17 protein-coding genes are annotated in these 20,804 nt (G+C 41.0%); 7 read left to right on the top strand and 10 right to left on the bottom strand.

All coding sequences use genetic code 11. The annotated features are described in order from the left end of the window. Window positions 1–18 precede the first annotated feature (18 nt). Entirely contained in the window at window positions 19–906 is an 888-nt protein-coding gene (locus ABID99_RS07155) for a polysaccharide deacetylase family protein (RefSeq protein ID WP_373613292.1), read from the top strand. A gap of 160 nt (window positions 907–1,066) precedes the next feature. Here ABID99_RS07155 and ABID99_RS07150 read toward each other — a convergent pair whose 3' ends face one another. Together ABID99_RS07150 and ABID99_RS07145 are read right to left on the bottom strand one after the other, a co-directional pair. Next, window positions 1,067–1,255, bottom strand: coding sequence for a hypothetical protein (locus tag ABID99_RS07150; RefSeq protein WP_090526666.1), 189 nt, complete (start codon window positions 1,253–1,255; stop codon window positions 1,067–1,069). 8 nt (window positions 1,256–1,263) lie between these two features. Continuing rightward, on the bottom strand, window positions 1,264–1,632 hold the full coding sequence (locus ABID99_RS07145; RefSeq protein WP_090526664.1) for an STAS/SEC14 domain-containing protein: 369 nt from the start codon (window positions 1,630–1,632) through the stop codon (window positions 1,264–1,266). 169 nt (window positions 1,633–1,801) lie between these two features. Between ABID99_RS07145 and queG the strand changes: the two genes are divergently transcribed. Continuing rightward, window positions 1,802–2,740, top strand: coding sequence for a tRNA epoxyqueuosine(34) reductase QueG (gene queG, locus ABID99_RS07140; RefSeq protein WP_090526662.1), 939 nt, complete (start codon window positions 1,802–1,804; stop codon window positions 2,738–2,740). A gap of 164 nt (window positions 2,741–2,904) precedes the next feature. On the opposite strand, the gene ABID99_RS07135 is transcribed toward queG, so the two are convergent. Continuing rightward, window positions 2,905–3,930: a 3'-5' exonuclease gene (locus tag ABID99_RS07135; protein ID WP_176627595.1), complete on the bottom strand. Its 1,026-nt coding sequence runs from the start codon at window positions 3,928–3,930 to the stop codon at window positions 2,905–2,907. A gap of 125 nt (window positions 3,931–4,055) precedes the next feature. Here ABID99_RS07135 and ABID99_RS07130 point away from each other — a divergent pair, with 125 nt between their 5' ends. Both ABID99_RS07130 and ABID99_RS07125 read left to right on the top strand, forming a co-directional pair. Further along, window positions 4,056–6,029 carry a DUF3857 domain-containing protein gene (locus tag ABID99_RS07130; protein ID WP_373613291.1) on the top strand — a complete coding sequence of 658 codons (1,974 nt, stop codon included), beginning with the start codon at window positions 4,056–4,058 and terminating at the stop codon, window positions 6,027–6,029. Then, window positions 6,029–7,939, top strand: coding sequence for a DUF3857 domain-containing protein (locus ABID99_RS07125; protein WP_373613290.1), 1,911 nt, complete (start codon window positions 6,029–6,031; stop codon window positions 7,937–7,939). Before ABID99_RS07130 ends, ABID99_RS07125 begins: the two co-directional genes overlap by 1 nt. Here ABID99_RS07125 and ABID99_RS07120 read toward each other — a convergent pair. The 6 genes from ABID99_RS07120 to ABID99_RS07095 form a co-directional block, all read right to left on the bottom strand. After that, a complete protein-coding gene (locus ABID99_RS07120; RefSeq protein ID WP_255485375.1) occupies window positions 7,926–8,054 on the bottom strand; it encodes a hypothetical protein in 129 nt (42 codons plus the stop codon). The genes ABID99_RS07125 and ABID99_RS07120 overlap by 14 nt on opposite strands. 121 nt (window positions 8,055–8,175) lie before the next feature. Then, window positions 8,176–8,742, bottom strand: a complete 567-nt coding sequence (locus tag ABID99_RS07115; protein WP_090526655.1) for a C40 family peptidase — start codon at window positions 8,740–8,742, stop codon at window positions 8,176–8,178. 188 nt (window positions 8,743–8,930) lie between these two features. Beyond that, window positions 8,931–11,540 (bottom strand): DNA mismatch repair protein MutS, encoded by a 2,610-nt coding sequence (gene mutS / locus ABID99_RS07110; RefSeq protein ID WP_373613289.1) that lies wholly within the window; start codon window positions 11,538–11,540, stop codon window positions 8,931–8,933. Between the two features lie 178 nt (window positions 11,541–11,718). Continuing rightward, window positions 11,719–14,502 carry an NACHT domain-containing NTPase gene (locus ABID99_RS07105; RefSeq protein ID WP_373613288.1) on the bottom strand — a complete coding sequence of 928 codons (2,784 nt, stop codon included), beginning with the start codon at window positions 14,500–14,502 and terminating at the stop codon, window positions 11,719–11,721. Window positions 14,503–14,844: 342 nt separating this feature from the next. Next, the gene (locus ABID99_RS07100; protein ID WP_373613287.1) at window positions 14,845–16,779 is read right to left on the bottom strand and encodes an LTA synthase family protein; all 1,935 of its coding nucleotides are present in this window, start codon (window positions 16,777–16,779) and stop codon (window positions 14,845–14,847) included. A 233-nt stretch (window positions 16,780–17,012) separates the two neighbouring features. Beyond that, window positions 17,013–17,576, bottom strand: coding sequence for a KilA-N domain-containing protein (locus ABID99_RS07095; protein WP_090526647.1), 564 nt, complete (start codon window positions 17,574–17,576; stop codon window positions 17,013–17,015). A gap of 259 nt (window positions 17,577–17,835) precedes the next feature. Here ABID99_RS07095 and ABID99_RS07090 point away from each other — a divergent pair, with 259 nt between their 5' ends. Both ABID99_RS07090 and ABID99_RS07085 read left to right on the top strand, forming a co-directional pair. Beyond that, window positions 17,836–18,606, top strand: a complete 771-nt coding sequence (locus ABID99_RS07090) for an oxygenase MpaB family protein (RefSeq protein ID WP_373613286.1) — start codon at window positions 17,836–17,838, stop codon at window positions 18,604–18,606. A 3-nt stretch (window positions 18,607–18,609) separates the two neighbouring features. Further along, window positions 18,610–19,395, top strand: a complete 786-nt coding sequence (locus tag ABID99_RS07085) for a DUF817 domain-containing protein (RefSeq protein ID WP_373613285.1) — start codon at window positions 18,610–18,612, stop codon at window positions 19,393–19,395. A gap of 152 nt (window positions 19,396–19,547) precedes the next feature. Here the strand turns inward: ABID99_RS07085 and ABID99_RS07080 are convergent, their stop codons facing one another. Beyond that, the gene (locus ABID99_RS07080) at window positions 19,548–20,099 is read right to left on the bottom strand and encodes a sugar O-acetyltransferase (protein ID WP_090526642.1); all 552 of its coding nucleotides are present in this window, start codon (window positions 20,097–20,099) and stop codon (window positions 19,548–19,550) included. A 229-nt stretch (window positions 20,100–20,328) separates the two neighbouring features. On the opposite strand from ABID99_RS07080, the gene ABID99_RS07075 reads away from it, so the two are divergent. Next, window positions 20,329–20,751, top strand: coding sequence for a hypothetical protein (locus ABID99_RS07075; RefSeq protein ID WP_373613284.1), 423 nt, complete (start codon window positions 20,329–20,331; stop codon window positions 20,749–20,751). Window positions 20,752–20,804: the final 53 nt, after the last annotated feature.

Raw genomic sequence — 20,804 nt, 5'->3', positions numbered from 1 at the left:
ATAAAACCAACCTATAATATGATAAAACAAACGTTAGCCATGCTGGCCCTTTGTGCTTTCGGCGCTGTTTCATGCCAGTCGAAGCCATCAGATAAATCAACTACTGCTGCCCCTGTTGCCGAAGTTCCGGCTGCCAATGCAACATCACAGGGTGATGCGGCCGCTATTTTAGCCCGCAAACAGGTACCTATCCTCTGCTACCACCAAATCCGCGACTGGAAGCCTACCGATTCAAAAAACGCTAAAGATTATATAGTTCAGGTTGCTGCTTTTAAAGAGCACATCAAAATGCTGGCCGACAGCGGTTACCATACCATACTGCCCGATCAGCTTTATGCATATCTTACCAAAGGCGCGCCGCTGCCTAAAAAACCTATCATGCTTACGTTTGATGATACCGACCTTGATCAGTTCACCATTGCCAATCCTACCCTTAAAAAGTATGGTTTTAAAGCGGTTTATTTTGTGATGACCGTATCGTTAGGCCGTCCGCATTACATGACCAAAGAGCAGGTAAAACAACTATCAGATGAAGGTAACGTTATTGCCAGCCATACCTGGGACCACCACCGTGTTGACCGTTACTCACACACTTCTAGCCTCAAAATCATTGGTAAAAACGGTAAAATAACCAATCGCCCGGTGGATGACTGGGTTACCCAAATCGAAAAACCAACCAAAACGTTGGAAGAGATCACCGGCAAAAAAATGGATTACTTTGCTTATCCGTTTGGTATCTGGAACAAAGCCGCTTTACCTGAACTTAGGAAACGTGGTTTTAAAATGGCTTTCCAATTAGCTGATAAACGTGATCAAGCCGATCCATTAATGACTGTGCGCCGGATTTTGGATAGCGGGTACTGGAGCACTAAAACGTTAAGCAACAGTATCAGGAACAGCTTTTAGCCCCCGCCCCCTTAAAGGGGAGATACGGAGGATATTTAAATAAGAAATGCCGGCTCAAAGAGTTGGCATTTCTTGTTTTCTGCCATCTATTTAGGCATAGCCATCAATTTAAGGACTAAAAAGCTGGGAACTTGCGATTCCCCTTTTGGGGGCGGACGGCTCACAAATCCTCACCCGCCGGGCCTTGCCCTTTGTTTGACGACGGCATTTTGCTAATATCCTTTTCGTCGGGCTTTAAATGAACTATCTCGGCTATTATGGTATCATCACCGGTATTTTCACCTAACTCATCATTGTGCAGATCTGAATCATCATTATTCATAGCTGCTCTTTCATCTATAGTTTCCATAATGATATTTATTTATTTCCTGTTATCCATTTTACGGCTTCGTCTAATTCTTCCAGCCTATAGCCTGCAAACTTGCCCGGTAAAATATATTTAAACAAATGACTGAACTCCCGAACACCGTCCTGATCGGTTACAACAGCAACTTTGTTCCACCGGGTAAAATATTTAAGGCCCAGCCTGATATTACCGCACCAGGCACCTGCTGTAAAATTTTTAATATTAGTTTCCAGCACCAGTAAAAAGTTTATCCGCCCGGTTTGTTTTACCTGTTGCTCAAGCAATGGTCGTAAAGCCCTTTCATAATCGCCAATAGTAACGTGGCCTGCTGCATGCATCCCTAACACATGCGCAGGCAAATATTTAATATGCTCAAGCATGCTATAAATTCTTATTTTTTAATCAGATACAAAAACTGAACCAATAGTAAACTTATAGCAAAACGGAGTAAAGTATAATAACGAATAATGTGCTTATGCAAGTATACAAACCTGATTGGGGGGCGTCTCTGTACACTCACCAATTTCAATTTATAGTATCTTTGCACAAATGCAGCAAAACAAATCAACATACAGTCAACTCATTAAAAACGAGGCGCAAAAACTTGGCTTTCTGTTTTGCGGCATCGCCAGGGCTGATTTTTTGGAAGACGAAGCTCCACGCCTTGAAGCCTGGCTTAATAAAAACATGCATGGCGAAATGGCGTACATGGAGAACCATTTTGATAAGCGCCTTGACCCTCGTTTGTTGGTTGATGGGGCAAAATCTGTCATCTCGCTTGGTATAAATTACTATACCGATCAGCAACAGGATGATCCGTTATCGCCCAAAATCTCTAAATACGCTTATGGAATTGACTACCACACGGTGATTAAAGATAAGCTGAGGCTATTACTGCAAATCATTAATGATAAAATTGGTGAAGTAGGCGGCCGTGCGTTTGTTGATTCGGCTCCAGTACTTGATAAGGCATGGGCACGTAAAGCAGGAATGGGCTGGATTGGCAAAAACAGCAACCTGCTCAACAAAAAAGCCGGCTCGTTCTTTTTCCTGGCCGAACTGATCATTGACCTTGAACTGGAATACGATATAGCCCCCACAGCCGATCATTGCGGCACCTGCACCAATTGTATCGACGCCTGCCCTACCGATGCTATAGTTGGCCCATATGTGGTTGATGGCAGCCGCTGCATCTCCTATTTAACCATCGAGCTTAAAAATGAAATTCCGCAGGAGTTTAAAGGCAAGATGGATAACTGGATGTTTGGCTGCGATGTTTGTCAGGATGTTTGCCCCTGGAACCGTTTCTCGGTGCTTAATACCGAGCCGGCCTTTACTCCGCACCCCGATTTGCTACACTTGAAAACTACCGACTGGCAGGACATTACCCAGGATATTTTTCAAAAAGTATTCAAAAACTCGGCTGTTAAACGCACGAAATTTAGCGGGCTAAAAAGGAATATTGATTTTTTAAAGGCTAAAGGCTAAAGGCTAAAGGCTAAAGGCTAAAGGCTAAAGGCTAAAGTTGAACGAATCCATGAAGCTTAGGTTTCAGAATATTATCAACAAAAAGCCCTTGCACAAATACCTGCAAGGGCTTCATAAAAAATCCTGAAAATCCTTTAATCCTAAAAATCAGGGTTCAGACAAATTTACCCCTTTTTAAACTTCAAAGCTAACTGAGCCAGCATATCATCGTTAACAGGCTGGGCAGGCTCATCCTTCTTTTTGAAAGGTTTGTTTTGATAATGTTGATTTTTAGTATGATCGGGCTTTGTGTATTCTTTTTTCTGATACTCAGGTTTGGGGGCAGCAGGTTGTTGATCGGCCGGTTTTGGCTGGGCTGCTTTGTTTGCCTGACGCTCGGCAACTTTTTTGGCGTTCCAGCGGGTATAAATTTCTTCGAGCTTGCGCTTGGTATAAAGCGGAAAATCACCCTGCATCATCCACGAATAATAACTTGGCTCGGCGTTTAATACGTCTTCAACACGTTTGCCTTTATGTTTGCCAAAGTTTATCAACTCCTCGCCCTGTTCATTATAAACCATACGACCGGCAAAATCAACCGGTTTGCTCAGGTTAGTAAATGCGTGCAGCGCTTCAACATCGCCCACAACAGGGATTATTTTATTGCCTTTTTTATCTTCCCACTCTACATTTTCATAACGCTCAATCTGCGCCAGCAAAACCTCCATGGTAGCGCGGGTATCTGCTTCGGCCGAATGGGCGTTTTCAATTACTTTATTGCAATAAAACTGGTAGGCCGCCTTTAACGTGCGTTGCTCCATTTGATGAAATATGTTCTGTACATCAACAAAATGGCGGGCATCCAGGTTGAAATCCACTCCGGAACGTAAAAATTCCTCCATAATCATGGGGATATCAAACTTATTTGAATTGTATCCGGCCAAATCACTATCACCAATAAAATCGGCTATTTCCTGTCCAAGTTCTTTAAATTGCTTTTCGTTTTGTATATGCTCATCATAAATGCCGTGCACCAGCGACGACTCGAGTGGGATAGGAATGCCCGGGTGAACACGCCACGTTTTCACTTCTTCGCTGCCATCAGGGTTAAGCTTGATAACAGATATTTCAACTATACGGTCGGCACCGATATTGGTACCTGTTGTTTCAAGATCAAAGAAAGCCAGGGGCCGTTTTAAATTTAATTTCATTTGTAAGTGTTCAGAGATGCAAAGGTCGCAAATGTCCTAAAATTAATCAGCAGAATAAATTTTTTAATTTATTTAATATACCAATTTATTATTTAATTTGATTATCCCTAATTATCACAATTTGCATGAACAGATTTCTTCTTATTCTTTTGATTTTCATTACCTTATCACACCTCGCGTCGGGCCAGGACTTTGAAACCGGTATAGAAGGACCGGAAATTGATATGGTTAAATATGATAAAGATCCGCAGGCCAACGCCGTTTTTTTAAACGAGTTTGGCAGTGTTCGTATAGATGAATACATGGACCATATCAGGCTCATTCACACCTATCATGCCAAAATTAAAATTTTCACCAAGGAAGGATTAACTCACGGTACTATAGCTATACCTATCCACAATGGCGATAACTCCGCAGAAGAAGTTAACAATGTTAGCGGGTTTACTTATTATAAAGATGATAACGGTATTATTCAAAAGGCCGAACTTGATTCCAAAAAGGTATTTACATCTAAAGATTATAAATATGGCAGCACTGTAAAGTTTGCGTTGCCGGCTTTACGGCCCGGCTGCGTTATTGAATTTAAATACGAACTTATCTCACCATATTGGGACAATTTCCGGGAATGGGCATTTCAGGACGATATCCCCAAAATAAATTCGCAGTATGAAGTACACATCCCGGGCTTTTGGACATTCAACGCTTCGTTACGCGGGGCGCTGAAATTAACCAAAAGTAGTTCGGAAGTTGAGCGTGAATGCTTTTCATCGGGAGGTGCAAAAGCCGATTGCTCACATATTACTTACAACATGAAGGACATTCCTGCATTTGTTGATGAAGATTATATGACCGCCCGTAAAAACTTTTTATCAGCTATATTTTTTGAGCTTGTTGAATACACCAACCCTTATAACAACGTCAAAACCGTTATGACAAAAGAATGGGGCGACGTTGACCATCAATTAAAGATATCCGATGAATTTGGCGTTCAAATGAAAAGGACCAGCTTACTTAAAGAACGCATTGGGCCGGTAATTGCAGGTAAGGCAAATGACCTTGACAAGGCAAAAGCTATTTATGCATGGATCAAAAGCCAAATAAAGTGGAATGATTATATAGGTATCTACAGCACCGATGGCGTAAAAAAATCATTGGATACACATGCCGGCAGTATCGCCGATATTAATCTGACACTTATTACCGCGCTAAGCGCCGCTGGCCTTAACGCCGATGCCGTATTGCTTTCAACCCGCGACCATGGAATGGTGAATAACCTTTACCCGGTACTTAGCGACTTTAACTACGTTATAGCCAGGTTAACTATTGGCGATCAAACCTATCTGCTTGACGCTACCGATCCGCTGCTCTCGTTTGGCTTGCTTCCCCTTAAATGTATCAATGATAAGGGCAGGGTAATCAGCCTCAATAAACCATCATACTGGATAGAGTTAAGCACCCAGCCCAAAGCAGCCACTACACGGATGTTCGATCTTACACTGCTTGATAATGGGAAGTTAAAAGGCACAATAACCAATTACTACAAAGGTTACGACGCTTACGAAAAACGCAAAGCCATTAAAAAGTTTAATACAGTTGATGAATACGTTGAAGATTTTGATGAGAAACAACCTAAATTAAAAGTATTTAAATCAGATATAGCAAATCTCGACAGCCTTGACAACCCGCTACGTGAAACCTTTGAAGTGGAGATAGATGCGTTTGATAATACCAATCATGATAAGCTTGCATTTAACCCTTACTTTTGGGAAAAACGCACTACCAATCCCTTCAAACTTGCCGAACGTGATTATCCGGTAGACTGGGCCTTTGCCTCAGACAAGAGGCTGGTTTTGGTAATGCACCTGCCTGCACAATATATCATTGAAACCCCGCCCCAGATAGTGGCGTTTTCATTACCAAACAAAGGCGGCATGTTTGCTACCACGTTTGAGAGCCAGGACAATAACAGTTTTACCTTTTCAAACATTACCCAGTTTAACAAGTCGGTTTATGATTCGGCCGAATACCCTTATCTTAAGGAGCTGTTTAATAAGATCATTCTAACGGAAAAAGGGGATATGATCTTCAGGAAAAAATAATGAAAGCATTTTTAACTACCCTTTTTATCTTTTTGGCGGTAACCTGTGTAAAAGCACAGGAAAACTACGACGTATCGCTCATTTCAAAAGACCTTTTGCCTTATGCCAGTTCAATAGTGCGTAATGAGGAAGTTACTGTTGAGGTTAAAGACTTAGATAACACACTTTGTCACGTAAAACAAGTAATAACTGTACTCAATAAAAATGGTGACGATGACGTTGATATAGCGATATGGCATGACAAAAGCCGGTATATCAAGGATATAAAAGGCGTTATTTATAACCAATGGGGCAAACCCACAGGCAAATTTTCAGAAAGCGATTTTGAAGATAATACCAACCGTGATGGCTTTTCGCTTTTTACCGACCTGAAGATAAAACATTACCGGCCCAGGGTAGCAGATTATCCTTACACCATCAGTTATGAATATGATGTAAAGTCGAAACAATCACTTGACCTTGAAGGCTGGCTCCCAATACCTTCGGATGGTATAGCCGTTGAAAAAAGCTCATATACATTAATCTGCAAGCCCGATTTTAAGATCAAATACAAACAAACCAATTTATCTGTTAAACCAACAATTGGTACAAATAAACAGGGTATGCAAACATACACCTGGCAAACTAATAACCTTAAAGCTTTAAAGCATGAGCCATATAGCCCTGTTTACCGATCAATAATGCCCAGCCTGGAAATAGTGCCCGAAAAATTCGTTTACCGTGGTATCAGTGGCTCATTTACCAACTGGAAAGAACTTGGGCAATGGCAATATGACAAGCTTAATGCAGGCCGCCAGCAGCTTTCGCCTCAAACTGTGGCAAGCATGAAGGAGCTTACAGCATCAATAACCGATCCTAAAGCCAAAGCGCGTAAGGTTTATGAATACATGCAGGGCAAAACGCATTATATCAGCATCCAAGTAGGGATAGGCGGCTTACAACCCTTCCTGGCTTCGGATGTTGACGCTCAAAATTATGGTGATTGCAAAGCCCTCGTTAACTACACACAGGCGTTATTAAAGGCTGTCGACATCGATTCATATTACTGCGTGGTGTATGCAGGATCATCGAAGGTAAATTTCCAGCCCGACTTTGCAAGCATTGACCAGGGCAATCATGTTATTTTATGCCTGCCTTTTAAAAATGATACCACCTTTTTAGAATGTACCAGTCAGAACATACCTTTTGGCTTTTTAGGTGATTTCACCGACGACAGGATCGTACTGGCCTGTACCCCACAGGGCGGCAAATTAATGCGTACGCCAAAATACACGGCCCAGGCTAATCTCGAACAGCGCAAAGCCAATTTTACATTGAGTGCCAACGGTAACCTGTCGGGTACAATGGTTACCAATTTCAAGGGCACTAATTATGAAGATCGCGACCATGTGATCTATGAATCGAAAACAGAACAGATCAAAGATCTGAAGAAGATTTATCCCATTAATAACCTTGATATTGAAAGTGCAGATCTGAAGCAGTTTAAAGTTGAACAACCATACACTACCGAAACGTTAAAAATTTCGGCTACAGACTATGCCTCGGTATCTGACGGAAAAATAATTTTTCTGGCCAACCCGGCCAACCGTGTAAGTTCGCCGTTACGTGAGGTCCGTAACCGACATAACGATGTTTACATTAACCGTGGATATACCGATGAGGATGAGATCACTTATACCCTACCCGCAGGATACAAGGTTGATATGCGCCCTAAAAAAGTAAGTATCGAAAAACCTTTCGGAAAGTTTGAATCAAGTGCAACTGTAAATGGGGATAAGCTGGTATACAGTCGCAAGCTACAGATCATAGATGGTACATATAGTAAAGACACCTATCAGGACCTTGTTGATTTTTACCAGTCAATTGCGGATGTAGATAATGATAACGTTACCTTAGTTAAAGGTAACTAAATATCACGATACCGAGGATAATACCAAGCACCATGATCACATAAAGCATGATCTCGGTGCCTGCGAACCGCTTGTACTTAGTCCAGAATGAGTAATCTTGTTTTTTGTCGGCCATAACAGCGCAAAATTATTGAAAATAAACACACCAATTGGGTCAAATTTTAACGAATTACACCAATGTGATTTAAGCTTAATATTGGTGTAATTCGCAAAAATCCTTCTAAAATTTGTGTTACTTAATTCATGCTGGTGGGCACATTTTCGATTGAGCCAGCCCTTGAAAAGTATTTGTATAACGAGGGATCGCGTAGTTTTACAATGATAACCCCGCGACGTGAGCTGGCATGCACAACATAGCCATTCTGCAAATAAACCCCAACATGGCTAAACTGCTTTCCGTCGAAATCGAAAAACACCAGGTCGCCTTCCTTTAGCTCATCTTCATATTTTCGTTTGATGACGGAGATCTGCTTGCTGGTCATGCGGGGAATGGTGACGCCATAGACCTGCTGTTCCAGCAGAAATGCCAGGCCGGAGCAATCAATACCATCTTTATCAAGTCCGCCAAATTTGTAAGGCGTACCCATCCATTGATCAATAAAAGCGTAAAGGCGACCATTTTGAATACTGCCCTTATCAACCTCCATAATTTCGGAATATTTTGAAGCGATATCAGGCGAGGGATTAACCACCTCACCCGGCTGGCCGCGCATAGCGGCCTTGCGCGAGTGACATGAACTTAATATAAATGGGGAAAGGAAAAGTATAAACAAATAAAAACTACGACGCAGGTATATGCTCATAAAGTAAAATTAACTTTAATGTTTATTGAGAGGATGCGGATGTTTTTAACATATTAACATGGGTGGAAGAAGTCTGCAAGTCCGATGTCCGAAAGTCCGGAAGTTAATTTCTTTAAATTAAAACCTTCACAACCTTCGACCTTTCTGACTCGCCGACTTTCGGACATCGGACTTTCGGACTTCGAAAATCAACTCTTCACCACCCTTTGAATTTCATCCAGTTTCATGAGTGCCTCAACCGGGGTTAGGGTATTTACATCAAGGTTGTTCAGCGTATCACGGATCTTCACCAGTACCGGGTCATCTATCGAAAACATCTGCATTTGTACAGCTTGTTTCTGCACCTTACGGATACTTTCTTTAATATGTTCGCCGCCGGTACGTTCGTTTTCCAATTTCTTTAGGATCTCATTGGCGCGGCTTAACACTTTTGAGGGCATCCCAGCCAGTTTAGCTACGTGGATCCCGAAGCTGTGTTCGCTGCCACCCGGTACCAGCTTGCGTAAAAATATGATCTGCTGGCCCACTTCTTTTACCGATACGTTAAAGTTTTTAACCCGGTTAAATGAGTTGCTTAATTCATTAAGCTCATGATAATGTGTAGCAAATAAGGTTTTAGCCCTCGCTGTTGGATGGTTATGCAGGTATTCGGCAATCGACCACGCAATGGAAATCCCATCATAGGTTGATGTACCACGACCGATCTCATCCAGCAGGATCAGGCTCCTGTCGCTCAGGTTATTGAGGATGCTTGCCGTTTCATTCATCTCTACCATAAAGGTTGATTCGCCGGATGAAAGGTTATCCGAAGCTCCCACCCTTGTAAAGATCTTATCAACCAGGCCTATTGACGCAGCTTTAGCCGGCACAAAACAACCCATTTGGGCCATCAGTACTATCAAGCCTGTTTGCCTTAATAAAGCCGACTTACCAGCCATATTGGGACCAGTAATAATGATGATCTGCTGGGTTTCCGAATCGAGGTAAACGCTGTTGGTGATGTACTCCTCGCCTATTGGCAGGTTCTTTTCAATAACAGGGTGGCGACCGCCCTTAATGTCAAGTACCTTACTTTCATTAATTTCGGGCTTAACGTAGTAGTTTTTAATGGAGATGGTTGCAAAGTTGAGCAGCACATCCAAACGGGCTATCAGTTGGGCATTCAGCTGGATTGGCTTAATATATTCGGCCAGTGAATACAGCAGGTCATTATATAATTGTGTTTCAAGCGCCAGGATCTTTTCTTCGGCGCCTAAAATCTGTTCTTCATATTCTTTAAGCTCGGGCGTAATGTATCGCTCGGCATTAACCAGCGTTTGCTTGCGGATCCATTCGGTTGGTACTTTATCCCTGTGGGCATGGGTAACCTCCAGGTAGTAACCAAATACGTTATTGAACGATACTTTAAGCGATGGGATCCCCGTTAATTCAGCTTCGCGCTTCTGAATCTCCAGCAGGTAGCCTTTACCACCGAAGGCGATCTTACGCAGCCTGTCAAGCTCTTCATTAATCCCCTCGTTCATTACAGAGCCTTTTACCAGCATCACCGGCGGCTCGGGGTTCAATTCCCGTTCTATCTTTTCACAGATCAACGCGCAGGGGTTAAGCTGCTCGCCAATGGCACGCAGCGGGGCACTTTGTGATGATTCGGCAATCCGCTTAATTTGTGCTATGGCAGTGAGGGCCTTTTTTAACTGGCAAACCTCACGTGGATTGGCTTTTTGTAAACCTATTTTTGAGATGAGCCTTTCCAAATCACCTATCTGGCGCAGGTAGTGGAGCAACTCTTCCCTCAGCTCTTCGTTTTCTATCAGGTATTCAACCACGCCAAGGCGGTCGTTAATTGCTTTGATCTGCTTCAACGGCATTACAATCCAGCGGCGCAATAAACGCGCGCCCATGGGCGAACAAGTATGATCAAGTACATCAACCAGCGTCATGGCATTTTCATTGGCCGGACCTACCAGTTCCAGGTTGCGGATGCTGAACCTATCGAGCCATAGGTACCTGTCTTCCTCTATCCTGCTGATGGCTGAAATGTGGCCCAGGTTGCGGTGTTCGGTTTCATTCAAATAATGAATAGCCACGCCGGCAGCGATGATGCCTAAATTCAGTTTATCAATACCAAAGCCTTTGAGCGATTTAACGCCGAAATGCTTGAGCAGCGTTTCGGTAGCGTAATCGCCGCTGTATGGCCATTCGTCAAGAGCATAGGTATAGAAGCGGTCGCCATAAGTATCTTTAAAATCGCGTGTACGGCTTTTGGGGTAGATCACTTCGCTGGGCGAAAAACTTTGCAGCAGCTTATCAATATAATCGCTGTTACCCTGGGCGGTCATGAACTCACCGGTAGAGATATCTATCAGGGCAATGCCTATCGTATTCTTTTCAAAATGCAGCGAGGCCAGGTAGTTATTGCTTTTTTGCTGAAGGATGTTATCGTTAGTGGCTACACCGGGGGTAACCAGTTCGGTTACACCGCGTTTAACGATGGTTTTGGTAGTTTTGGGGTCTTCCAGCTGATCGCAGATGGCTACACGCTGCCCGGCACGTACCAGCTTAGGCAGGTAAGTATCCAGCGAATGGTGCGGAAAACCGGCAAGCTCAATATGTGTAGCGGCGCCGTTTGCCCGGCGGGTAAGTACGATGCCTAAAATACCGGCAGCCTTAACGGCGTCTTCGCCAAATGTTTCATAAAAATCGCCCACTCTAAACAGCAGCAAAGCACCGGGGTACTTTACTTTGATAGCATTATATTGCTGCATTAAGGGGGTTTCTTTGGTAGTATCTTTAGCCAAGCGGTTACTCCTTCTGTTAATCGGGTAAAGTTAATGCATTGGCAGGTGTTTTAGGGCATTGTTGAAAAGTTGGGGGAGTGTGGATATGTGGGGTAATGACTCTAAATTTAATTAAGCATAAAATTGGCATTCATATCTAAAGGCTTTTATATTAAAACGGCAGTTACTCAAACCCCGGCTAATCCAAGCCAAGCCATTTCTCATCCAACTGAGCCAAAATAATAATTGAATTAGCATTACCAGTTAGTCTAAATCCATTAGGCCAATTATCATGTGGCACATTATTATAAGATTGTAAATTTAGAACAAATCTTTTTTTAAAGAATTCAAGCTTAAATGAATTATAGTCAAGAGCTATCTTGTTCCTTGAAATATTAGGTCGATGCTGTTTCATTTTTTGAAATTTCAAACAATCTTTAACAAAAACATAAGACAGCCAAACCAATGATATAAGAAAACAAAACAGTAATAAATATAATAGAACATCTTCCAAATTATATTTAGCTAAAAGTGTTACTAATAGATATATTAAGGCGCCAACAATACTGGACGCGATAAAGGCCGCCCCAAAAAAGGAAACAATCTTATTTATAAATTTCCTTGCTGTGAGTTTTCGCAACTTCAGTCTATCTCGGACACTTTTAATGGAATAACAAAAGTCAAAAGTTGGAAATAACATTACAACAGCCAACACAATTGAAAAGTAAATTAATATTTGAGGGAATACGTCTTTAACCCACCAATAACTATCAGCCATTTTATAATATTTTGCAAAGAACAATTTCGAAGCAGAATTACCCATGCCCTTTCCTGACCTTAAGGGCATGGAATAGGGAATGCTATATAAAATCATTAAAAAAGCCATAAATGGTCGTAACATCGTTAAAACCGCATTACTTCTCTTCCTATTTCGAACGATATTTGACATAAATTTCGCGGAAAAATAAGTCACGATGAGTAGCAGACCAACAGCTGGGTTTATTATGATAACAAATGCTACCACAGTAATAAATAACACAATATCAACATATCTAAATATAATATACTTTTTGATAATCCTAAATGATTCAGATAGAGACATCGCAAAAACCAACTCATTTTTCTGAAGGAGAAATTCAAAATAATCTGTATCCTTTACAAAAGCTAATATTTTATTTTCAAGCATTTTATTTATTGCTGATAAATACCGACAAGCTCCTATGGCTGTTTGATTTATCCACCAATTATTTATATTAAAACATAAATACAACGCATATTGCATTTTTTCTTGCTCAAGGATACCAGTTGCTTCTACTGCAATTTTTACTAACAATGGGTGCTGTTGATTGTCATAATCTTTTATAAGTTGGATAATTTGGTCACTTAATTCATTTCTAAAAGCACTCAATAAATTCAACCTTAGACGATAAGCTTCTATTATAAATCGCAAGCAATGCACGGATCGCTTAAATTGATTCGTATCTTTATAATCAATTATTTGGATTTCGCACCAGCAATATTCAGCAATTTTAACAGCCATATCTTCCGGTGCAATTTCGCAATAAAGGACTAGTGCATCACGGAATCGTGAATCAACAGGAATAGACTCAATATCTATTAAGGACGGATCTAATAAAAATTTCTGAACAACAAAGTATTCATTAAATCTTCGATGTACAAAGCTAAATCTTTTCTCTTCCCCCCGCCCAATCCTTCCGATTCGTGCATAAACCAGAATATCCAAAACCGTTTCTATATTTACTTCCGGAAATTGATCTTTAACTTCATCTAAAGATACTTCCAAGCCAAAATTTACCTTGTGTAACATATATAAAGCAATCTCGGTTGCGTATGTTTTTATAATATTTTGCGTTAAACCACTTCGTTTAATGTAATTAACTGATGATTTAAGTCTACTATCGATATAACTGGAAAACAAATCGGCCTGATTTTCGGGAAGTTTATTATCGTTATCTTTTAAATAAGAATGTATCAAACCAACAGCAAAAGGATTACTCGCTATCGGAAGCAGATCACTTCGTTGACTGAATATTAATTTAATAATTTCTTTGTCTATTGATATATATTTATTTAAAGCATCATTTATCTTTAAATGAGAAAACGGGCGAACATTAAGAACAGTACCTGATTTAAATTTTGCCGTAGGTTTTCTAAAATATCTCGATGCCAAAACTCCTCTCGACTCGTGAGCTCCGCCTAAAAAGCTAAATAAAATTTCCGATAGCTTATCAATTAACCACGATGACTCGTCAACATCTAAAACCGCAGGAATTTCATCAAAAGAGTCAACTATAAAGAATAAATGACCATTTTCATATAATCTCTTAAAATATTTATCGAGAAACTCGTCTGCAAAAATATCTTTTCCTTTAAGTGAGTTTAAACAAAATTTATAAAGATCATCTGGCGTTGGAGGGGTATGTTCGTCCCATTTAAACGTTGTGTACCATTCTTTTAAGTTTAGATAGATAGGAATCTTTCTTGTTGGCAATACTTCTTTTATTAAATCCCGGCACAACTTTCTAAGTGCAACACTTTTACCAGACCCTGGATCACCAAGGACTAAGAAAACTTTACTACTATAATTGTTTCTTATTGCTTTTAGCAAGTTCGTTACACGCCGCTTTTTCCCTTTAGATGTTAATGTTTCAACTTCTGCATCTAGAGATGTAAAATGTGCATCACTCCAATTTGCTTCATTATCAAATACGTCTATTCTATTTTCCAAGAAATTGCAAAAAGATTTTAAGCGTGCCGTAAATTCTCGTTCCGGGAAAGAATCATCAAAAGAATTATCGTGTTCTTTCATGACAGTCTTATCCTGCAAAATATAATTTGCAAACAACAGCACCAAGGCCATTACACTAATACAAATTATTACAACAAATTCCCATTCAGAAAACGAGGGTAAGTGATAACTAACTAAAATTTCATTGACATTAGCACGCCAACTTTTTGACATTGATTTAATTATCTTTTCCTGAGCTATAAGAAAGGTGAATGCTGAAATTATTATAAATACAGTATATCTTCTAAGTTTTACCTTACCAAATTCCTTTGGAATTAGAAGGAGATAAACTAACCAAAGGTTGGTTAACACTATAACAAACCAAACTATCGTAATTGGAAAAGAACTAAACATCCTAAAATAGTATAACATCGATACCATTAGCAGCAAGATGCCCAAAAGAGCTAATCTTAAAAATTTCGGAGTGTTTATTTTCGAAAACATGACAAAGTAGGTTTCCGCAAATATAATGAAGACAACTACATAATTTAAATCAAGCAACTACTATTTTAATTCTTACTTCACCACCAACTTCCCGTTCACAATCCTGTCTGCATAATCTTGTATCAGGGCTTTACAATCCTGCATGCCTTTTTGCATTTCAGCGTTGGGTTGCGCGGTCATCAGGTTTTTCTCCAATCCTTTATCGGCAACGGCAAAAACGCCTGTGAAGTTTTTGCCATCAAACAGGTAGGTATAATTACCCTGCATAAACTGGTAGATGTTACCTGTTGAGTTAATAACCCTTGGCTGCTCATCGGGCAGGTTGCTTACCAAACTCCTCCCCCATGACCTGAAGGGTTTGTTATAACCGACTAAATCGACCAATGTTGGATAAATATCCATTTGTGATGCCAGGTCGGTACGCACGCCTTTCAGATTATAAGCGCTGTTGGCACTGTAAAACAGGATAGGCACCGCGAAACGGTTAACCTGCTTACTATATTCGGGATAATAAGTTTGGCTGGTATGATCGGCTGTGATCACAAAAATGGTGTTGTTAAACCAGGGCTGTGTTTTAGCGTAATTGAAAAAGATACGCAGGGAGTTATCTGTATACTGAACACATTTATCAATAGCCAGCGGACCGCCCTTAAACCTTGCTTTATATTTTTCGGGCAGTTGATATGGATCATGCGATGACAGTGTGAACAGCGTAGCCATAAATGGCTGCTTCTGGTTGCTTAGCGTACGCCCCATGAATGGGAAAAAATGCTCGTCCCAAATGCCCCAGATGCCGTCGAAATCTTTGTCGTCGTTGTATTCTGTACGGCCATAATAATTTTTATATCCCAAAATACTGCCAAAACCCTGAAATCCCATCGACCCATTGGCTGCCCCATGGAAGAACGAGGTTTGATATCCCATACTGTCACAAACTGATACCACCGACTGGATATTCTGCTTAGCATAAGGCGATGATGTAAAAGCATTCTGAAAAGATGGGATCCCCGCTATTACCGATGATACAGCATGAATGGATTGCCGTCCTGTAGCGTAAGCATTGGTAAAAATAAGACTGCTGTTTGATAGTGAATCCAAAAACGGCGTATATGATTTAAAGCCTGGGATATTAACATCGCGATTCATGCTGCCCCAATACTCGCGGGCCATGCTCTCCAGTATAATGATAACTACGTTGGGTTTAGCAGCCGGTTTGGTGTTGTATTTTTTTACGGGTTTGATATTACTGCTGATGTATGCTTCGTCTACCCAGTGTTGAAGCTTGTAGTTATTGGTTCCCAGTGTGCGGAATACAGCAAAAGGGGTGTTCAGCACAATATCGCCCTGGTTGGGAACAGTGATGTGTTTATATGCATCAACCATGTTGATAGGCCGTGTGCTATGTGCAAAATCGCCCCTGATACCACCAATAACCAGGGTAAGGATCAACAGGAAGGAAACTATCGACGATAGAAAATACACTTTCTTATCCGTTACCGCAGCGGGCTTTAACTTCACCTGTTTGTACAGCCAAACCCAGCAAACGGAACATAATATAAATATGATGATCACATACCAGTAAGCTTCCGAAAAATGGGTAAATAACAGTTTCTTGTTATTTTCATCGGCCAATACGTCAAGTGTTGCCTTGGTTGAACGCACCTGGCTAAAGCGATAGTAAATGATATCAACAAAGTTGGTGGCGTAAGCAAGCAAATTGGTAACAAAGTACAGGATAGCCATACCTTTTTGAAAAGCCGGCCGGGTATTTACAGTTAAGGGCAAAACGCTGAGCAGGATAAACAGGCTGTTGATGTACAGTAAAGCCGTGGTATCAAAGGCCATACCGTAATAGCACAGTTTAAGCAGCGCCCAAAAGCTATCAACAGCGAACAGGTGCGTATTGAATGCAAAGAACAATACCCTGGCAATAAAATAAAACAAATACCCCAAAAACAGCCTGTATAAAAGTACTTTATATTCGGCCAACCTCAATTTACTTTCCATGAAAAACGCTTTGCTTTAGTTTCCCCAAAGGCTTGACCGGCAGGAGTTGATCAAACCTAATTTACCCCAGGGAGCTAATAAAAAGCGAAAGTAAAAAAAATAGAATAACAATTATTTAATACGAAATCAACGGTGATTTAATGACATTAGGTTGGCAAAACGGAATGTAAATATTTTCAAGAGAGGAAAAACGAACCCTGAGAAAGCTGAACCCCCTCTTTTATAAAAATATATCAAATAGCTTTCAATTGCCTGTACTGCCTTAAAGTAGCCTGGTTGTTTCTTTTGATCCGGTAAGGCAGCTTTTTCAATTTTTCCTGTAATTGCATATAGGCCTGAAAATCGGCATTACCCTGTAGTTTTTTTACCAGTTTATCCAACTGATCTTCAAACTTTACAATTTGCTTATAGGCCTCGTTGTTATCCCTTAAGTTGGGCAAAAATTCCCGGATGGTGCTATACACCCAAACTTCAAACTTAGGGTTAAGCCAGCCTGCAAATTTCAATGCTAAAATTTCGCACATCCATAGCCCATCCAGCTTATTCACAAATATCATGGCTTCCAGGTCAGCAGAATTCTTTGCGCTGTTCCCTTCAAAATTCGATTCATTAAACGGCAAGGGCATGCTTTTCAATTCGTCAATAAAATCTTTAGTTTGTTTCAACTTTAAAAACTCTGTTGGGTTTTTCCCAAAGATCTTGCCCATTTCTGTGGCATTGATCATTAAATCCTTATCGCTGATATCAAACTCAACAACCTGATTATTAAATTCAAATTCAAAAACTGCATTTACCATAAGCCTGCTCTAATAGTATATCTAACTAAAATACAAGTATACTAACAGCAATTTTAAAACTATAAAAATTAGCAAAAAAGTTTTAAACAATCAAAAAGCCATAAAAATTAGCAATCAATTAGTAACTGAATCTGATGTCAACTTTCCACCACTCTAAAATAAATCCCCTGCTTCCCATTGCAAACTTAAATCATTTTACTAACTTTGAAACACAAAGTACTTTTATAAAACAAAGTAAAAGCAACAAAAAACATATAACATGAACCTTTTTGTAGATGAACATTCGATAGTGCGCAGGATCTGGGGCAAGGCAGATACCATCCTGTTCATTTTCGCCGGGGCCGCAGCCGAGTTTGCTTTAAATAAGGCTGTCGACTGGCTTTATTTCACGGGCAAACTTCCTGCTGATCCTTTAGCACGCCTGTTTAGCACCGTAGCCTATTCGCGGCAAATCATTTTTTCGGAACGCGATGAAGCTTTAAAGGCTATTGATAAAATAAATGCCATTCATAAAGGTGTTGAAACCGCCCGTGGTTCCCAAATACCCGACTGGGCTTATCGTGATGTGCTGTTCCTGTTGATCGATCTGTCCATCCGTTCATATGAATTACTGGAAAAGCCTCTTAGCGCAGCCGAAAAAGCCGAAGTGTTTAACGTATTTAACCGGGTTGGCGAACGAATGCGGCTAACAGGGATACCATCAGATTATCAACACTATCTTCAAATGCGCAAAGAACACCTTGAACACAATTTAATTAACAGCGCCTTCACTGCCGATTTATATCATCAGTATAAAAAACATCTTGGTTTTGCCAGGTATCAGATTCTGAAGCAGGCACAGTTGCTAACCGTGCCCACACAGGTTAGCCAACAACTGCCGCTGGGTAAAATAGCCTGGCTTTGGCCTGTACTAAAGGTATATAAGGCAATAAAAAACCTTAAACCCGGAAAGTTTTTAAGGGATGCCCTCCTGCCGGTGCAATACAAAATTCAGATCCAGGGAATGGACCAGACATATGCTTTAAATTAATCCATGAAAACAGCTATTAAACATTTCGGGATCTTTGTGCAGCAGCAGGCGCTCTCCTGCCTGTTCCCGGTTTTGGTATTTGCCATGCTGGCACTTTCGCATTTGTTTACAGGCATTTTGCCCCGTTATGACTTTATGCTGATAGCCTGCCTGCTCATTCAGGCTGCTTTATATTACACCGGGATCGAAACTAAGGATGAAGTACTGGTAATTTGCATATTTCACCTGCTGGGCCTGGTAATGGAGCTCTTCAAAGTTCACTACGGCTCATGGGCCTATCCTGAATTTGCTTATCTGAAAATAGGCGGCGTTCCGTTATACAGCGGCTTTATGTATGCCAGTGTTGCCAGCTATATGTGCCAGGCCTGGCGAAGGCTTAACCTGCAAATACAAAACTGGCCTAATCGTTACATTACCCGCACTATAGGTATTTTGATATACTTTAATTTTTTTAGCAATCATTTTATGCCCGATATCCGCTATGGCATAGGCGTGCTGATCCTTTATTTTTTCAGGCGGTCGGTAGTAGTTTTTCATTTACAGGGAAAAGTCTTTCGCATGCCAACAATATTATCATTTATGCTGATAGGTTTTTTCATCTGGCTTGCCGAAAATATAGCTACCCGGCTTGGGGCCTGGCGCTATGCATACCAGCACCATGCCTGGACAGTAGTAAATTATCAGAAAATAAGCTCCTGGGCCTTCCTGGTAATTGTAAGCTTTATCATTGTTGCCGAACTGAAATTATTAAAAGACAGCACAAAGCCGTTACCGGTGTTATCAGCTTGAATACTTTCACAATGTCAAGCTCGGTAATTTCAAAGTAAAGGGGCTAAGCATAAAAGAAGTTTCTTCAGTTCCTTCACATATGTCTAAAATAGCTTGCTCCCAAAGTCCCCAAATCCGAAATCGAAATTCCGAAATCCGAAATTATAATGAAATCACAATTCCCTGATCACCCGGCATGGATTTCCTGCAGCAACTATATTTGCCGGAATACTTTTGGTCACCACACTTCCTGCACCTATTGTCGTATTATCACCTATGGTGACTCCGGGACAAACAATTACACCACCACCCAGCCACACGTTATTGCCAATAGTAATAGGTGCCGCATATTCGGGGCCTTTGATCCGTTCGGCAGCTATTACCGGGTGATAGGCTGTATAGAGCTGCACATTGGGCGCCAGGAACACGTTATCGCCAAAGGTAACACGGGCACAATCCAATATAATGCAGTTAAAATTCAGAAACAGATTATCCCCGGCTATTATATTAAAGCCATAGTCACAGTAAAAAGGCGATTGAATATCAATATTGCCTTTAAAGCTTCCCAGCAGTTGTTTTAACAGGGCGGTTTTGGTTTCTTTATCATCATAGCTTGCGGCATTGTATTGTGTAAACAATTGCCGGGCCTTTGAACGGGCGGCAACAAGTTCGGCATCCCCGGCATTATACAGTTCGCCGGATATCATTTTTTCAAGTTCAGTCATAGGGTAATGTTTGCATATGCAGGTTACAGGCAAATATAGGTGCTCATTATTTAAACCGGCCACTCATCAACAATGCAAACGCTGTTATAATTCGTTGCATTACCAGGGCATTTGCTTCAATAGGTGTGGTTAATGCACTGGACTTGGATTCATTTCAAATTTCAAAAACTATTCCTTCCTCGTTAAGTTATCTTAATAGTTAACTTTTCATAAATAAAAAGAAAAAAATATGAAAAATTTAAGAATAACAGCCGCAGCTATCGCCCTGTCATTAGCCGGCTCTTTGGCATTAGCTAACGGACACCAAGGTCAAAATACCGGTGTATCAGTAACAAAGTACACATTGACTACTGATACTGTGCCAGATAAAAATAAAAAGAAACCAAAAACTCCGGTGCCCACACCAAAACCAACAGATCCTGTGCCAAGTCCAACACCAACGCCGACACCAACGCCTACTGATCCAAATCGGGTACCAACTCCTGCGCCAACGCCAACACCAAACCCTTCACCAACACCTAATACCCCTAATCCGGCGCCGCAGCCAAACACCCCTAACCCAAGCCCTATACCAAATACGCCAAGCCCAACAACACCAAGCCCGACACCTAATCCGTCGAGCCCAACCAGGCCAGCAAGTCCTGGTCAATAATTATAGGTCGGTTTTATAACATGAACGCCCCGGGGGATATTGCAACCCGGGGC

Origin of the sequence: Mucilaginibacter sp. OAE612 (genome assembly GCF_041806395.1) — a bacterium.
In the GTDB taxonomy this organism is placed as follows: domain Bacteria; phylum Bacteroidota; class Bacteroidia; order Sphingobacteriales; family Sphingobacteriaceae; genus Mucilaginibacter; species Mucilaginibacter rubeus.
Note: the sequence above shows the minus strand (reverse complement) of the source record. Positions and strands in the feature narration are given on the sequence as shown.

Coding starts and splice junctions, on each gene's coding strand:
- ABID99_RS07155 (WP_373613292.1), top strand. CDS start 19: ATGATAAAACAAACGTTAGCCATGCTGGCCCTTTGTGCTTTCGGCGCT.
- ABID99_RS07150 (WP_090526666.1), bottom strand. CDS start 1,255: ATGGAAACTATAGATGAAAGAGCAGCTATGAATAATGATGATTCAGAT.
- ABID99_RS07145 (WP_090526664.1), bottom strand. CDS start 1,632: ATGCTTGAGCATATTAAATATTTGCCTGCGCATGTGTTAGGGATGCAT.
- queG (WP_090526662.1), top strand. CDS start 1,802: ATGCAGCAAAACAAATCAACATACAGTCAACTCATTAAAAACGAGGCG.
- ABID99_RS07135 (WP_176627595.1), bottom strand. CDS start 3,930: ATGAAATTAAATTTAAAACGGCCCCTGGCTTTCTTTGATCTTGAAACA.
- ABID99_RS07130 (WP_373613291.1), top strand. CDS start 4,056: ATGAACAGATTTCTTCTTATTCTTTTGATTTTCATTACCTTATCACAC.
- ABID99_RS07125 (WP_373613290.1), top strand. CDS start 6,029: ATGAAAGCATTTTTAACTACCCTTTTTATCTTTTTGGCGGTAACCTGT.
- ABID99_RS07120 (WP_255485375.1), bottom strand. CDS start 8,054: ATGGCCGACAAAAAACAAGATTACTCATTCTGGACTAAGTACAAGCGG.
- ABID99_RS07115 (WP_090526655.1), bottom strand. CDS start 8,742: ATGAGCATATACCTGCGTCGTAGTTTTTATTTGTTTATACTTTTCCTT.
- ABID99_RS07105 (WP_373613288.1), bottom strand. CDS start 14,502: ATGTCAAAAAGTTGGCGTGCTAATGTCAATGAAATTTTAGTTAGTTAT.
- ABID99_RS07100 (WP_373613287.1), bottom strand. CDS start 16,779: ATGGAAAGTAAATTGAGGTTGGCCGAATATAAAGTACTTTTATACAGG.
- ABID99_RS07095 (WP_090526647.1), bottom strand. CDS start 17,576: ATGGTAAATGCAGTTTTTGAATTTGAATTTAATAATCAGGTTGTTGAG.
- ABID99_RS07090 (WP_373613286.1), top strand. CDS start 17,836: ATGAACCTTTTTGTAGATGAACATTCGATAGTGCGCAGGATCTGGGGC.
- ABID99_RS07085 (WP_373613285.1), top strand. CDS start 18,610: ATGAAAACAGCTATTAAACATTTCGGGATCTTTGTGCAGCAGCAGGCG.
- ABID99_RS07080 (WP_090526642.1), bottom strand. CDS start 20,099: ATGACTGAACTTGAAAAAATGATATCCGGCGAACTGTATAATGCCGGG.
- ABID99_RS07075 (WP_373613284.1), top strand. CDS start 20,329: ATGAAAAATTTAAGAATAACAGCCGCAGCTATCGCCCTGTCATTAGCC.